The organism is Altererythrobacter sp. C41 (assembly GCF_016803135.1).
In the GTDB taxonomy this organism is placed as follows: domain Bacteria; phylum Pseudomonadota; class Alphaproteobacteria; order Sphingomonadales; family Sphingomonadaceae; genus Pelagerythrobacter.
On record NZ_JAEVFE010000001.1, the window covers coordinates 289,152 to 304,165 of the forward strand.

Here is a 15,014-nt window from a genome sequence, read left to right on the forward strand (position 1 = left end):
TCCAATCCCTTCGTGTCGAGCGTCGCTGCGTGGCAGCTTGGTTCGAACGAACGGGATCAGGATTGGGTTTCGGAGATCGGCGCAAACCCGCCGGCCGGCACCGCGCTCGCGACCGGGCTTTGGGTGCCATCCGCAGCACGCGCGCTGACGCCGAAGATCCAGTCGTCGCCCCGCACGCCCTCGAGCTTCGCGCTGGTCGCGACCACGTTCTCGATCACTGGTGTTTCCCGCCAATAGGGCTCGTCGGTGCGGCGCTGCCAGATGGTGTAGCCGACCGCGCCCGGAACCTCGTCCCATGTGATTTCGGTGAAGGTTTGCACCGCAGCCTCGGCCGTCGGCGTGGGAGGCAATGGCGCCCGTGCCAGCTCATCGAGCGCGCGGACGTTCAGGCGGGTCACCTTCGCGAGATAGGGGAAATCCATCTCGTCGATGGTGTCGCCGTAGGTCACACCGCCTTCAACCCGCAGGTCCTGATGCTGGTGATCGTAGTCCTCGACCGCGACCGAGATGCGGACCGCAGGATAGCCGTTCTCGAGGAACGGAATCTGATCACCGCCCCGCCCCATCCGATCCGTGCGCCAGATTTGCCGCACGTCGAGGCCCGCCGGATCGGCTTCGGCGAGATCGTCGAGCCAGCGGGAGATGTTGCGCCCCGGGCTGTCGTTCTCGCCGCCGTTGCGGCGCTGCGCGGCGCGGATCTGGTCGGTCAGGTCGGCGCGCGGTCCTTCTGAAAAAACGCGCACGTGCGCATCGTCGCAATAACCGTCCGAACCGCAGGAGCCGCCGACGATATCGTTGTTGAGCACGGCCTTCACCGTCCAGCCCTGTTCCTTGGCGTAGTCCGCCAGCAGTTGCCCGCCATATAGCCCCTGCTCCTCGCCCGAGAACAATGCGTAGACTATCGTGGTGGGGTATTTCCGCTGCGAGAGTACCCGCGCCGCTTCGATGACGAGCGCCGTGCCCGAGGCATTGTCGTTCGCGCCGGGCGCGTCGCTGGCGAAGTCCGCCACATCGGAGACGCGGCTGTCGATATGACCCTGCACGATCACGACTTCGTCCGGCCGTTCGGTTCCGCGCTGGATGGCGACGACGTTCACCAGACGGGTCGGTTCAGGGACGCGGTTGCCCTGGATCATGCGTTCCGGCAGCGCGATCTCAAGGCAGCCGCCGCAGGCCGAACTCGCGGTGCGAAACTGCGCTTCGCCCCAGCGCCGCGCCGCGCCGATGCCGCGCGTCTCGCTGTCCTGCTCGGAGAGCGTGTGGCGCGTGCCGAATCCCACGAGGCTCGCGACATCCGATTGCAGGCGTTCTTGCGACACGCTGTCGGCGGGACTGCCCTGCGCGGCAGCGGGGGCGGCAACGAAGAAGGCGGCGAGCGGCAGGAGTTTGTGCATGACGCGCACTCTTGCCGCCAAATGGTTCGATTACAAGGCGCCATCCAGCGTGAATCCCGGTGAAGGCGGGATCCCAGGTCGCCTGGTTGTCCATGAATTGCCCCGGCCTCCGCCGAGATCCGGAATTGTCAGTAGGCCTTGCCGACCAGAATCCGCTCGACCGCAGGTTCTCCGGTGAACAGGCAAGCTGCGTCGGCCGGCGCCGAACCGATGGGCACATTACGCACTGTCAGCTTAAGCGCCTTGAGCTCCTCGATCACCCTCTCCAGCGCAGCGCCGGTGGGCTTGGCCCACTGCACTTCGACCCAGCCCGGGTAGCGGCCGTTGGAAGCAAAGAAGTCCTTCAGCGCCTCCATGCTCTCGATCCCGCGCGTGATATTCGCCTCTCGCCGCTCGCGCGCTTCGGTGAACAGAGCCTGCTGAATGTTCTCGAGCAACGCGGGAATCGACTCGGCAGCATTATCGCGCGACGGCGTTTCGAAAGCGGGCTTGGCGTTCTCGCCCCACAGCCGGTCGCGGCGGAGCAGCGAGACGACACCGTTCTCCATGTCGCGTCCGCCGACCTCGACGATCACCGGCGCGCCCTTGCGTACCCAGTCCCAGCGCTTTGCCGCCGCCTTGCCGGGCTTGTCGTCGAGCAGCACGCGCACGGCTTCGCCGAAGACCGACGCCCCGGCGAGCGCCGTGCGCAGGCCTTCGCAGTATTCGAGCAATGCTCCATCGCGTTCATCGTCGCGCAGCATGGGAAGGATCACGACCTGCCACGGCGCGAGCTTCGGCGGGACGCGCAGCCCGTCGTCGTCGCCATGGACCATGATCATTCCGCCGATCAGACGGGTCGAGACACCCCAACTGGTCGTATGACAGAGCTGCTGTCCGCCGTCGCGACCCTGATAGCGGATGCCCGCGGCTTCCGCGAAGTTGGTCCCGAGGTAGTGCGACGTGCCGGCCTGCAGCGCCTTGCCGTCCTGCATCATCGCCTCGATCGACCAGGTTTCGACGGCGCCGGGGAAGCGCTCATGCTCCGGCTTCTCGCCCGCAACGACGGGCATGGCGATGTCTTCCTCCGCGCAGGCGCGATAGACCTCGAGCATGCGCAGCGTGTGCTCCTTCGCATCCTCGGCGGTCTCGTGTGCCGTGTGCCCCTCCTGCCAGAGGAACTCGCTGGTGCGCAGGAACATGCGGGTGCGCATTTCCCAGCGCACGACGTTGGCCCACTGGTTGAGCTTCAACGGCAAGTCGCGCCAGCTCTGCACCCAGCGCGCCATGGCGTCGCCGATGATCGTTTCCGAGGTGGGACGGACAACGAGTGGCTCTTCCAGTTTCGCCTCGGGATCGGGCACCAGCCCGCCCTCGCCGTCGGCAATGAGGCGGTGGTGGGTGACGACCGCCATCTCCTTCGCGAAACCCTCGACGTGGCTCGCCTCGCGCTCGAAATTAGAGAGCGGGATGAAGATCGGGAAATAGCAGTTATCATGGCCCGTGGCCTTGATCCGCGCATCGAGCAGGCGCTGCACGCGCTCCCAGATGCCGTAGCCCCACGGCTTGATCACCATGCACCCGCGCACACCCGACTCCTCGGCCATGTCGGCGGCGGAGATCACTTCCTGGTACCACTGGGCGAAATCGTCTGCGCGCCGGGTGTTCAGCGCATGGCGGATCTGGGACACGTGAATTCCTGCAATTCGTCGTCGGTGAAGGCGGGCGCGTTCGCGCTACTTGTCGAGTTCGTCCAGCTTTTTCTGCATCGCGGCCATCTGCTCGCGCAGCGCGGCCAGTTCCGCATCCTGCTTGCTGGCTCGCGGGGCATCGTCCTTCTTGGCCCCGGGAATGAACGCCTCGGTCGCCGCCCGCATCATCGCCATGTTGGTCTCGGCTATCCGGGCGAAGGGATTGTTTCCCATGCCGCTCTGGAACGCCTCCTGCAGTTTGGTCTGGTTCTCGCGGAAATTCGCCATGCTGGCTTCGAGATAGCTCGGCATCATCGCCTGCATCGAATTGCCGTACATCGAGATCAGATCGCGCAGGAAGCTTACCGGCAGCATGTGCTCGCCGCTGGCCTCCTCGTCCATGATGATCTGGGTCAGGATCGAATGGGTTATGTCGTCGCCCGTCTTCGCGTCGACGACCTGAAACTGCACGCCTTCGCGGGTCATCTTCGCGAGATCCTCGAGCGTTATATAGCTGGAGGTGCCGGTATTGTAGAGGCGCCGGTTGGCGTACTTCTTGATGGTGATCGGATCACCCGCCCCGCCCTGGTTCCTGGCCATTGAAATTCCCGAGATGCTGCGCTTCCTGCTGCATTAGCAGGTGCAGCATGTGCAGCGCAACATCGTCGAGCGCTACCGGCGGAAACGGCGACCGAGCGTGGTCAGGAGCTCGTACTGCGAAAGGCCTGAGGCTTCGGCCTGCGTCGGCAATTCGAACGGAACGTCCAGCCAGTCGCCTTCGCGCACCTCCGGCGCTGTACCCAGATCGACGACGACCATGTCCATCGACACTTTGCCGAGCAAAGGCAATCGTGCTTCGCCGCGACGCAACACGCCCGGGCCACGGCAGCGCAGAAATCCGTCGGCGTAGCCGAGCGACACTACACCCGCGCGCATCGCCTCGGCCGCAGTAAAAGCAGCATTGTACCCGACGCCGTCTCCGGCTGCGAGTTCGCGAACCTGAATCACTGCGGCTTGCGGATAGGCGACCTGCCGGATCGTGCTCGCGAGTTCGCCTCGGGGGACGCCGCCGTAGAGCGCGATGCCGGGCCTGGTAAGGTCGAAGGCGAAGTCCGGTCCCAGTGCGATCCCCGCGCTGTTGGCAAGGCTCCGTCGCTGCGCAGGGATCTCCGCGCAGACCGTGCGAAAACGCGCGAGCTGACGCGCATTGAGCGGGCTGTCCTCGTCCGCCGACGCGAGATGCGAGATCAGCAAATCGACGTCCAGTGCCGCGATCGCCGGATCGCCGATGTCCGCCAGCGACAGGCCGAGACGGTTGATTCCGGTGTCGACCATAAGATGACACGGACCGCCGCCTGCCTCGGTCCAGCGCTTCGCCTGAGCGATGCTGTTGATGACCGGTCTGACGCCGACGCTTCGCGCATAGGCGGCGTCCTCGGCGCGCACCGGCCCGTGCAGGACCGCGACCTGCGCCGGATCGACGTGACGCAGTACGTCGGGCACCTCGCTCCAATGTGCGACGAAGAAATCGCGAGCCCCTGCATCGCGCAGCACAGGAACCACTTTACCGGCGCCGAGACCGTACGCGTCGGCCTTCACCGCGGCGCCTGCGTGCGCAGCGCCCGACATCGCGTCGAGCGCGCGCCAGTTGGCCGCCAGCGCGCCATCGTCCAGTCGCAGCCGCAGGCTTGGCGGAGGAAGCTCAGGCATCGGCTTCGAAGTCTTTCGGCGGTCCATCGGGAAGGCCCCACCAGGCCACCGCGGCACCGAACGCGACGACAGCCCAAGTATACCAGAGGCCAGCGTAGACGTCGCCGGTCCGCGCGACGATGATGCCGGAGATCAGCGGGAGGAACCCACCCAGATAGCCTGCTCCGATATGATAGGGGATCGACATCGAGGAATAGCGGATCTGCGGCGGGAACATCTCGGAGAGCAGCGCTGCGACCGAACCGTAGGTCAGCGCCGAGAGCATTCCGAGACCCAGCAGAAGCGCGACGATGCCGAGCACGTTGATCGCCGGCGGCGTCTGGCGCGTGAAATCGAATCCGCGCGCCTCCAGCGCTCCGAGCAGACCATCGCGCCGCGCCGCTGCATCCTCGAACCAGATCGGGTTGAGCGGGATCGCCTCTCCTCCGACAGTCAGCCCGAGGTCACGGAACTGCTCGACGGAGTAGGAGACGCCGTTCGCCGTCAGCGTCTCGAGCAATTTGCCGCAGTCGGTCTGCTCCCGCCCAAACAGTTCCGCGAACGGGTCTGTCGAGCACTGCATGCCGGCAACGACCACCGGGTTCGCCTCGGCCGCTTCGGCAAGCCCTGGATTGGCAAGCTTGCCCATCCCCCAGAACATCGGAAACAGCAGCACCAGCGTCAGCAGTGCGCCGATGACGATCGGTTTCTTGCGCCCGATCCGGTCCGACCAGCGCCCCACGACGAGGTAGAACGACATCGCGATCAGGCCCGCGACGAACAGCACTATCTCGACCAGTTGCTCGTCCATGCCCATCGGGCCGCGCAGGAACGAGAGGCTGGAGAAGAACGCGGTGTACCAGATCGTCGTCAGCACTCCGGTAATGCCGAACAGGGCGACGAAGATCCGCTTTCCGTTGCCGGGATAGCGGAAACTTTCGGCGAAGGGGTTGGCGGCCGTTCTCCCTTCCGCCTTCATCGCCTGGAACACCGGACTTTCGTGGAGTTTCAGACGCATCCACAGCGAGATCGCCAGCAGCACGATCGAAAGCAGGAACGGCATGCGCCAACCCCAGGCGGCGAAATCATCCTCGGGAATGAGCAGGCGGCATGTGAGCACGACGGCGATCGACAGCACGAAGCCGCCGACGACGCTGGCCTGGATGAAGCTGGTGTAGAAGCCGCGCTTCGCCGGCGGCGCATGCTCGGCGACATAGATTGCGGCGCCGCCGTATTCTCCGCCGAGAGCAAGCCCCTGGAGGATGCGGAAGCCGATCACGATGATCGGCGCCGCGATCCCGATACTGGCCGCGCTCGGGATCATACCGACGCCCGCCGTGGCGACGCCCATCACCGTGACGGTGATGAGGAAGGTATACTTGCGCCCGAGCCGGTCGCCGAGAAAGCCGAACAGGATCGCGCCCAGCGGCCGGAAGCCGAAGCCGACCGCAAAACCCGCCCAGACGAGCAGCAGTTGCAGCGTCTCGTTACCGCTCGGGAAGAAAGCCGCACCGATCAGCCCGGCGAGCGTTCCGTAGATGAAGAAATCGTACCATTCGAAGATCGTGCCTGCCGACGAGGCCGCGATCACCAGGCGGATTTCCTTGTCGGTCGGCTCCCGGTGCGCCATCGCTGCGCTTTCGCTCATCCGGCCATCCCTTCTCCCTGTGGAAGCGGCTTAACCGGCCAGCGCCGCCTTGGAAAGCGCGGCGCGCGCGGCTCTCCACGGGAGGAGGATGGCACCGTGCCGCCCCGGATGCGCGCGAGCAGCGGCGATCTTCTCGATCCCCGGCCATACGGGCATGTCGCCGCCCGCAAGCCAGCCAGCGATCGCCTCCTCCGCCGCCGCGAGATCTTCGGCGGTCGTGCCTCGTGCGCCGCCTGCAAAAATGGCGGCGGACGCCTGTCCGACCGCGCAGGCGGAGACCTGCACGCCGACCCGCTCGATCCGCCCTGAATCGTCGCACTGCAGTCCTACTGTGAGAGTGCTGCCACATGTTCGGGAGACTGCTTCGCCGCGCAGGCGCAGATCGTCGCTGAGCGGGCTGTCTGCCAGCGATACCGCCAGGGCGAGCAGCTCAGGCGTGTAGAGGGGCCCGGAGGCTGCGGCGGTCATGATGCCGCTTCGGCTGCCGCTTCCGCCTCGGCTTCGCGGCGCAGTTGTGCGCGGCGCTCCTGAACGATCTCGACCAGTTCGTTGGCGCTGGCATTGACGACCGGGTAGGTGCGGGCGGTCGTGATCCAGTCGGGCCGCCCGGCGACACCCCAGATCGTGTCGTAGCCGAGCACGAGCAGCGAGAACGCCAGCACGACGATCACCGCGCCCTTGATCATGCCGAAGCCGAAGCCGAGGACGCGGTCTATCGGACCCAGGATCGAGTTGCGGGATGCCTTGCCCGCCCGCCCGGCGATCAGCCTCATCGCGGCGTACGGGATCAGCAGCAGCAACGCGAAGGCCAGCACGGCCGCGCCCGTTTCGGTGCCGACGTAAGGTTCGAGCCATGTGTAGAGCGGCGTATGGAGCGCCCGGATCGCTACCAGCGCGAGAATCCACGCTGCCAGCGAGAGCACCTCCTGCACGAAGCCGCGCATGAAGCCGCCGATCGCGGCCACGCCGACGATGATCAGTACGATGATGTCGAAGATCGCCATAAGCGTTGCAGAATTAGGTGGTGGCCATAACCTGGTCAACGAGATTGGCGAGCTGCCGAATACCGCGATAGCGGAAGGCGGACGAGGCCGCGGTCCCGGCCTTGTCCTCCACCGGCCCGAAGCCGCAGTCGAAGCCAAGCTTGGCCGATTCGCGCAGGCGCAGCGCGGAATGGGCGACGGGGCGCACTTCACCGGCGAGCGAGACTTCGCCGAACCACACGCTCTTGGCCGGCAACGGTCGGTCCGCAAGTGCGGACACCAGCGCGGCGCCCACCGCGAGATCGGCCGCCGGGTCGGTCAGCCGATACCCACCCGCGACGTTGAGATAGACTTCCGCCGAGCTGAAGTTGAGCCCGCAGCGCGCCTCCAGCACGGCGAGCAGCATCGCCAGACGCCCGTTGTCCCAGCCCACGACTGCCCGGCGTGGTGTCGCCCCGCTCTGGAGGCGCACGATCAGGGCTTGGACTTCGATCAATACCGGCCGCGTGCCTTCCAGCGCTGGGAAGACGGCGCTCCCCGCCATCGGCTCGTCGCGGCCGGAAAGGAACAGCATCGAGGGGTTGGCGACTTCGTCCAGCCCCTGCCCCGCCATGGCGAAGACGCCGATCTCGTCGACCGGGCCGAAGCGGTTCTTCAGGCTGCGCAGGATGCGATACTGATGGCTCCGCTCCCCCTCGAAACTCATGACCACGTCGACCATGTGCTCCAGCACGCGCGGGCCGGCGATCGTGCCATCCTTGGTCACATGTCCGACGAGCACCAGCGCTACGCCGTTCTCCTTGGCATAGCGGATCAGCTCGAACGCGCATCCGCGCACCTGGCTGACCGTGCCGGGCGCGCCCTCGATCGTGTCGGAATGCATCGTCTGGATCGAATCGATCACCAGCAGCGCGGGCGGCGCCATGGTGTTCAGGGTCGTGAGAATATCCCGCACCGAGGTTGCAGCCGCGAGGCGGATCGGAGCGTCCGCAAGCCCGAGGCGGGAGGCCCGCAGACGCACCTGGCCGGCCGCCTCCTCGCCGCTGACATAGACCGTCTCGCTCCCCGCCTTGGCGATCTTCGCCGCTGCCTGAAGGAGCAGCGTCGACTTGCCGATGCCGGGATCGCCGCCCATCAGGATCGCCGAACCGGGCACGAGACCGCCGCCAAGTGCTCGGTCGAATTCAGCAAGGCCGGTGGTGCGCCGCATCAGCACCTCTCCCGGCGCGTCGAGCGGCTCGAACGCAATCGCCCTGCCCCCGCTCGACAGATCGTGCTTCTGGGAGAAAACGGTCGCCGGGGCGTCTTCGACCAGCGTGTTCCACTCCGCACAATCAGGGCACTGCCCCTGCCAGCGGTGGGAAACCGAGCCACAGGCCTGGCAGACGTAGCGCTTCTTGGACTTGGCCATGGCAGCGCGATAAACGGAACATTTATGGAACGCAATTGCCTTCACCGCAATTGCCCGCCACAAGGTCCCGGATGCGGCAGAAGGAACTGAGGATCGCGCTCGTCTGCTACGGCGGTGTCAGCCTGGCGGTCTACATGCACGGGGTTACCAAGGAGATCTGGAAGCTCGCCAGTGCGAGCCGTGCGTTCCACGCAGGCGATCCGCCCGCCGATGGCGTGCAGGGCGTCTACCGCGAACTGCTGGAGGCGATCGAGGCGGAGCATGAACTGAAGTTGCGGGTATTGCCCGATATCCTCAGCGGCGCGAGCGCGGGCGGGATCAACGCGGTGTTCCTGGCGCAGGCGATCCACTCCGGGCGCTCGCTGGAGCCGCTGACCGAGCTCTGGCTCTCGGGGGCCGACGTCGAGCGTCTCGTCGATCCCAAGGCGGAACCCGTCTGGCGCTTCGCCAAGTACTGGGCGCAGCCGCTCGCATGGTGGGTGCTGCAACGCCCCGGCAACGCGGTGTCGGAGAGCGTGGCGCCGGAGACGCAGGCTGAAGTGCGGCGGAAGGTTTCCAGTTTCATTCGCGGCCGCTGGTTCGAGCCGCCCTTCTCGGGCATCGGTTTCTCGCACCTGCTGTTCGAGGCGCTGGACGCGATGGCGAAGGCGCCTTGCGGCAAACCGTTGCTGCCGCCCCGGCACCCGATCGACCTGATGGTGACGACCACCGATTTCCGCGGGCACCTGGAACTGCTGCGGCTCAACAGCCCGCCCGTGGTGGAGGAGAGCGAGCACCGCCTTCCGATCGGCTTCACCGCCCGCGTCCCTGCCGAGGGCGGGCACGATCTGGCCGATCCGCTGGAGCTCACGTTCGCCGCCCGGGCCACCGCGAGCTTTCCCGGTGCGTTTCCGCCGCTGCAACTCAAGGAGATCGACCGCCTTGCACGCGAGCGGAAGGTGGAATGGAGCGAGCGGCACAAGTTTCTGGAACGGGCGATGCCGGTCAATTTGCGGCAGGGCTCCGCCGAGACGGTTGCGCTGATCGACGGCTCGGTACTGGTCAACAAGCCGTTCGAAGGTGCGATGCGCGCGCTTCGTGGCCGCCCGGCCCAGCGCGAGGTCGATCGGCGCTTCGTCTATATCGACCCGCGGCCCGACCGAACGCACTCGATCCGCGAGCAGAACGGCGATCCCGTCGGCTTCTTCGGTGCGATCTTCGGATCGCTTTCGACGATCCCGCGCGAGCAGCCGATTCGCGACAATCTGGAAGTTCTCGAACGCCAGTCGCACGAGGCGGAGCGGCGGCAGCACATGATCGCCGCCCTGCGACCCGACGTGGAAATGGCCGTCGAGCGTCTGTTCGGGCTGACGCTGTTCCTCGACCGGCCGACGCCGAAGCGGCTCCACGCCTGGCGGGCGAAGGCGCAGCAAGCCGCTGCCGAGCAGGCCGGTTACGCCTTCCAGTCCTACGCCCAGGCGAAGTTCACCGGTATCGTGGAGAGCCTTGCGGAGCTTGTGTTCGATGCCGCGCCGGAGCTCAAGTTGCCGGATGCGCGGCCCATCATCGCCGTGCTGCGCAACGCGCTTGCGGAACGGGGGCTCGACCGGCTCTCCGCGCCTTCGGGCGGTGCGAACGCGGAGGCGATCGCCTTCTTCCGCGCGCACGACGTGGGCTTTCGCGTGCGCCGCCTCCGCCTGCTCGCCCGCCGCCTGTCGCGCGAATGGGATGCCGATCCCGAGATACCCGATGCCGCGGTCGAGGCGGCGCGAGACGCGATCTACAGCATCCTCGCGCTCTACTTCGCGCGCGAGGGCGCGAACGATCTGGGTAACGATTTCCCCCTGCTTGCGGCGAAAGTGCTCGACGATCCTTTCGCGGTGATCGACGCGCTTGCCGCCCGCCGGCTGCTGCCCGAGGTCGACGATCTGGCGGAAGAGATGCTCGCCGAGGCGCTGGAGAAGATGCCGAAGAACCTGCGGCGTCCGACACTGCTGACCTATCTCGGCTTTCCGTTCTACGATGTCGCGACGTTGCCGCTCGCGCGCGACGAGGCGCTGACCGAGTTCGATCCGATCAAGGTGGACCGGATCAGCCCCGACGACGCGCGCTCGATCCGTCAGGGAGGCACACGCGCCACGCTGCGCGGGATCGAGTTCTACAATTTCGGGGCGTTCTTCAGCCGCGCCTACCGCGAGAACGACTATCTCTGGGGCCGGCTCCACGGCGCGGAACGGATGATCGACCTCGTCTGCTCGACTATCGAGGGCGGAGAACCGAGGGTCGACCCGGCGGCTTTCAAGCGCAAGATATTCCTCGCGATCCTGGACGAGGAGCGTGAACGGCTACGCGCTGATCCGGGACTGCTGGAGCGGATCCGCAGCGAGGTGCTGGCGGCCGAACGAATTTGAAGAACGCGTCCCTTGTCGGGATGAGCTTCAGGCGCCGAAGGCATCCTTCAGGCGCTCGAAGAAACCACGGCACTCGGGGCATTCCTCGCCCGTCTCGGTCTCGCGGAACTGTTCGAGCAGCGCCTTCTGTTCCTTGCTGAGCCTGGTCGGCGTCTCGACCGCGATCTCGACCACCAGATCCCCGCGTCCGCGGCCTTGCAGCACGGGCATCCCCGCGCCGCGTACGCGCAACTGTTTGCCCGACTGGATGCCGGCGGGAATGTCCACGGTGTTGGTCTCGCCGCCGAGATCGGGAATCTCGACCTTCCCCCCCAGCGCAGCCGTCGTGAAGCTGACCGGAACCCGGGAAAGCAGCGTCGTCCCCTCGCGTTGGAACACCGTGTGGGGCCGGACGTGCACGAAAATGTAGAGATCGCCCGGGGGCGCGCCGCGCGGACCGGCCTCGCCCTTGCCGGAAAGGCGAATGCGCGTGCCGGTATCGACGCCGGGCGGGATTTCCACCTCGATCGTCTGCGGACGGTCGACGCAGCCTTCCCCGCGGCAATCGCGGCAGGGGCTCACCAGAACCTCGCCGCGTCCATGGCAGTTGGGACAGGGGCGCTCGACCACGAAGAAGCCCTGCTTGGCCCGGACTTTGCCGTAGCCGTTGCAGAGATTGCAGCCGCGCGTGCTCGTGCCCGGCGTGGCGCCCGAGCCGTGGCAGGTTTCGCAAGCCTGCGAGACCTCGATCTCGATCTGGGTGGACTTGCCGTGGAATGCCTCTTCGAGGCCGATCTCCATGTCGTAGCGCAGATCCGCCCCGCGGCGCGGCTGCTGCCGCCCGCCGCCTCCGAAAGCGCTGCCGAAGATGGTCTCGAAGATATCGCCGATGTCGGCAAAGTCGCCGCCCGCATGGCCGCCGCCCATGCCCTGCTGGAATGCCTGATGACCGAAGCGGTCGTAGGCGGCGCGCTTCTGCGGGTCCTTGAGGCAGTCGTAGGCGACGCTGATCGCCTTGAACTTGGCCTCGTTCTCCTTGCAGCCCTGATTGCGGTCGGGATGGTACTTCATCGCCAGCTTGCGATAGGCGGACTTGATCGTCGCGCCGTCCGCATCGCGGCTGACCCCGAGCAGCTCGTAGAAATCGGTTTCGGTTGCCGGCATGGTGTCCCCGCCCCTTGAAGACCTAGCCGCCGCCGGGGCGGGTTGCACCGGCGGCGGTCTGGATCTTCATCGGGCGTCTCAGCCCTTGTTGTTGCCGTCTTCGTCGACTTCGGAGAACTCCGCGTCGACCACATCCTCCTCGGAACCGCCCTCACTTCCGGCGGCGGCGCCATCGGTCGGCGCATCCGCGGCGGCGGCCTGCTCCTGGCTGTAGATCTCCTGACCCATCTTCATGGCGAGATCGGTCAGCGCCTGCGCCTTTGCATTGATCGCATCGACGTCGTCGCCTTCGAGCGCCGTCTTGGCCTCGGCCAACGCGGCTTCGACCTGGCTCTTGAGATCGGCGCTGATCTTGTCGCCATGTTCTTCGAGCTGCTTCTGCGTCGCGTGAACCAGGCTATCCGCCTGATTGCGGGCCTCGGCGCTTGCACGGCGCTTCTTGTCCTCCTCGGCGAACTTTTCCGCGTCCTGGACCATCTGTTCGATGTCGTTGTCGCTAAGACCGCCGGAAGCCTGGATGCGGATCTGCTGCTCCTTGCCGGTGCCCTTGTCCTTGGCGCTGACGTTGACGATGCCGTTCGCGTCGATGTCGAACGTGACTTCGATCTGCGGCACGCCCCTCGGCGCCGGAGGGATGCCGACCAGATCGAACTGGCCGAGCATCTTGTTGTCCGCAGCCATCTCGCGCTCGCCCTGGAAGACGCGGATGGTCACCGCATTCTGGTTGTCCTCGGCGGTCGAGTAGGTCTGCGTCTTCTTGGTCGGGATCGTCGTGTTGCGATCGATCATGCGGGTGAACACACCGCCCAGCGTCTCGATGCCGAGCGAAAGCGGGGTCACGTCGAGCAGCAGCACGTCCTTGACGTCGCCCTGCAGAACGCCCGCCTGGATCGCCGCACCCATGGCGACGACTTCATCAGGGTTCACGCCGGTGTGCGGCTTCTTGCCGAAGAACTCCTCGACTACCGCGTGCACCTTGGGCATGCGGGTCATGCCGCCCACCAGGATCACTTCGTCGACGCCGCTCTTGTCGACGCCCGCATCGGCGAGCGCCTTCTTGCAGGGTTCGAGCGTGCGCTTGATCAGATCGCCGACGAGCTGCTCGAGCTTCGAGCGGGTCAGCGTTTCGACCAGGTGCAGCGGGGTCGAGCTGCCGCCTTCCATGCGCGCAGTGATGAAGGGCAGATTCACTTCCGTCTGCTGGCTGGAGGAGAGCTCGATCTTGGCCTTCTCCGCCGCTTCCTTGAGGCGTTGGAGAGCGAGCTTGTCCGAACGGAGATCCATGTTCTCCTTCTTCTTGAACTCGTCCGCCAGATATTCGACCAGCGTGCTGTCGAAGTCCTCGCCGCCCAGGAAGGTGTCGCCGTTGGTCGACTTCACTTCGAACACGCCGTCGCCAATCTCGAGGATCGAGATGTCGAACGTGCCGCCGCCGAGGTCGTAGACGGCGATGGTCTTGCCGTCGTTCTTCTCGAGGCCGTAGGCGAGCGCGGCCGCGGTCGGCTCGTTGATGATGCGCAGCACTTCGAGACCCGCGATCTGGCCGGCGTCCTTGGTCGCCTGGCGCTGCGCGTCGTTGAAGTATGCGGGAACGGTGATGACCGCCTGCGTCACGGTCTCGCCGAGATAGCTTTCGGCGGTTTCCTTCATCTTCTGGAGGATGAAGGCGGAAATCTGCGAAGGCGAATATTCGGTGCCGCCGGCCTCGACCCAGGCGTCGCCGTTCTTGCCCTTGACGATATCGTAGGGGACGAGCTGCTGATCCTTCGTGGTGGTCGGATCGTCGTAGCGGCGGCCGATCAGGCGCTTGATCGCGAACAGCGTGTTGTCGGGATTGGTGACCGCCTGACGCTTCGCCGGCTGGCCGATCAGGCGTTCGCCATCCTTGGTAAACGCAACGATCGAAGGCGTCGTGCGCGCGCCTTCGGAATTTTCGATAACCTTGGGCTTGCCCCCATCCATCACGGCAACGCAGCTATTCGTCGTGCCGAGGTCGATACCGATTACTTTCGCCATGGTTTCCCTATTCCACTTCCGATGATTGGACGCCGCTCACTATGCCCCCCGGAAACCGGCAAGGCTGCTCGGCGGCTCGATTATGTGCGGGATATAGGTTCGGTTTCTGTTGGCACAAGAGACCCTGCGGGCTAGCCTCGTGCGGTGTTCAGAGGGGAGAAACGACCATGAAATCGTCTATGCTTGCGGCCGCGGCGCTGTCCGTCGCCGCTCTCGGCCTCGCGTCCTGTGGGGACGGTGCGACCGATCAGCCGGCCGAGGCGCCCGAAGGCGTGCCGGGGCTCACCGTCACGAATGCGCGAATGGTGCTCGCACCGGTAGGGGGCAATCCGGCGGCGGTTTACTTCGATCTCGCCTACGATGGCGACCGCAACGTCGCGCTCACCCGCGCCCATGTCGAAGGGGCGCAGAGCGCCTCGCTTCATGAATACGGTGAATGGAACCGCCAGGTGCAGATGCAGGAAATGCTGCCGCTGGTGCTCAAGAAAGGCGACAAGGTCGCATTCGAACCCGGGGGCAAGCATGTAATGGCGATGGACGTCGCGCCCGAGCTGCAGCCGGGGGGAACGACCGAGGTGACGCTCATCGTCTCCGGTGGTGACAAGACCACCTTCGAAGCCGAGATCCGCGGCCCTGGGGAAGAGCGCTGAGCGAAGCGGCCGTTTCCGCC

At 66.0% G+C, this 15,014-nt stretch carries 12 protein-coding genes; 2 read left to right on the forward strand and 10 right to left on the reverse strand.

Annotated elements, in window-relative coordinates:
* Window positions 1-56: 56 nt before the first annotated feature.
* The 8 genes from JNO53_RS01320 to radA all read right to left on the reverse strand — a co-directional run bounded on the left by JNO53_RS01320 (window position 57) and on the right by radA (window position 8,795).
* Complete coding sequence (locus JNO53_RS01320) at window positions 57-1,394, reverse strand: M28 family peptidase (RefSeq protein WP_203107013.1); 1,338 nt, start codon at window positions 1,392-1,394, stop codon at window positions 57-59.
* Window positions 1,395-1,522: 128 nt separating this feature from the next.
* Complete coding sequence (gene proS / locus JNO53_RS01325) at window positions 1,523-3,064, reverse strand: proline--tRNA ligase (RefSeq protein ID WP_203107014.1); 1,542 nt, start codon at window positions 3,062-3,064, stop codon at window positions 1,523-1,525.
* 45 nt (window positions 3,065-3,109) lie between these two features.
* Window positions 3,110-3,664, reverse strand: a complete 555-nt coding sequence (phaR, locus tag JNO53_RS01330; RefSeq protein WP_203107015.1) for a polyhydroxyalkanoate synthesis repressor PhaR — start codon at window positions 3,662-3,664, stop codon at window positions 3,110-3,112.
* A 72-nt stretch (window positions 3,665-3,736) separates the two neighbouring features.
* Window positions 3,737-4,774: an alanine racemase gene (gene alr / locus JNO53_RS01335; protein WP_203107016.1), complete on the reverse strand. Its 1,038-nt coding sequence runs from the start codon at window positions 4,772-4,774 to the stop codon at window positions 3,737-3,739.
* On the reverse strand, window positions 4,767-6,401 hold the full coding sequence (locus JNO53_RS01340) for an MFS transporter (protein WP_203107017.1): 1,635 nt from the start codon (window positions 6,399-6,401) through the stop codon (window positions 4,767-4,769). Before JNO53_RS01340 ends, alr begins: the two co-directional genes overlap by 8 nt.
* A 30-nt stretch (window positions 6,402-6,431) precedes the next feature.
* Complete coding sequence (locus tag JNO53_RS01345; RefSeq protein ID WP_203107018.1) at window positions 6,432-6,869, reverse strand: iron-sulfur cluster assembly scaffold protein; 438 nt, start codon at window positions 6,867-6,869, stop codon at window positions 6,432-6,434.
* Window positions 6,866-7,405, reverse strand: a complete 540-nt coding sequence (locus tag JNO53_RS01350; protein WP_203107019.1) for a CvpA family protein — start codon at window positions 7,403-7,405, stop codon at window positions 6,866-6,868. The genes JNO53_RS01345 and JNO53_RS01350 overlap by 4 nt, the downstream gene beginning before the upstream one ends.
* A 13-nt stretch (window positions 7,406-7,418) precedes the next feature.
* Window positions 7,419-8,795: a DNA repair protein RadA gene (gene radA / locus JNO53_RS01355; protein ID WP_203107020.1), complete on the reverse strand. Its 1,377-nt coding sequence runs from the start codon at window positions 8,793-8,795 to the stop codon at window positions 7,419-7,421.
* 71 nt (window positions 8,796-8,866) lie between these two features.
* Between radA and JNO53_RS01360 the strand changes: the two genes are divergently transcribed.
* Entirely contained in the window at window positions 8,867-11,185 is a 2,319-nt protein-coding gene (locus JNO53_RS01360; protein WP_203107021.1) for a patatin-like protein, read from the forward strand.
* Window positions 11,186-11,212: 27 nt separating this feature from the next.
* On the opposite strand, the gene dnaJ is transcribed toward JNO53_RS01360, so the two are convergent.
* A complete protein-coding gene (gene dnaJ / locus JNO53_RS01365) occupies window positions 11,213-12,328 on the reverse strand; it encodes a molecular chaperone DnaJ (protein WP_203107022.1) in 1,116 nt (371 codons plus the stop codon).
* A 78-nt stretch (window positions 12,329-12,406) separates the two neighbouring features.
* A complete protein-coding gene (dnaK, locus tag JNO53_RS01370) occupies window positions 12,407-14,344 on the reverse strand; it encodes a molecular chaperone DnaK (RefSeq protein ID WP_203107023.1) in 1,938 nt (645 codons plus the stop codon).
* A gap of 167 nt (window positions 14,345-14,511) precedes the next feature.
* Here dnaK and JNO53_RS01375 point away from each other — a divergent pair, with 167 nt between their 5' ends.
* Entirely contained in the window at window positions 14,512-14,994 is a 483-nt protein-coding gene (locus JNO53_RS01375; RefSeq protein ID WP_203107024.1) for a copper chaperone PCu(A)C, read from the forward strand.
* Window positions 14,995-15,014: the final 20 nt, after the last annotated feature.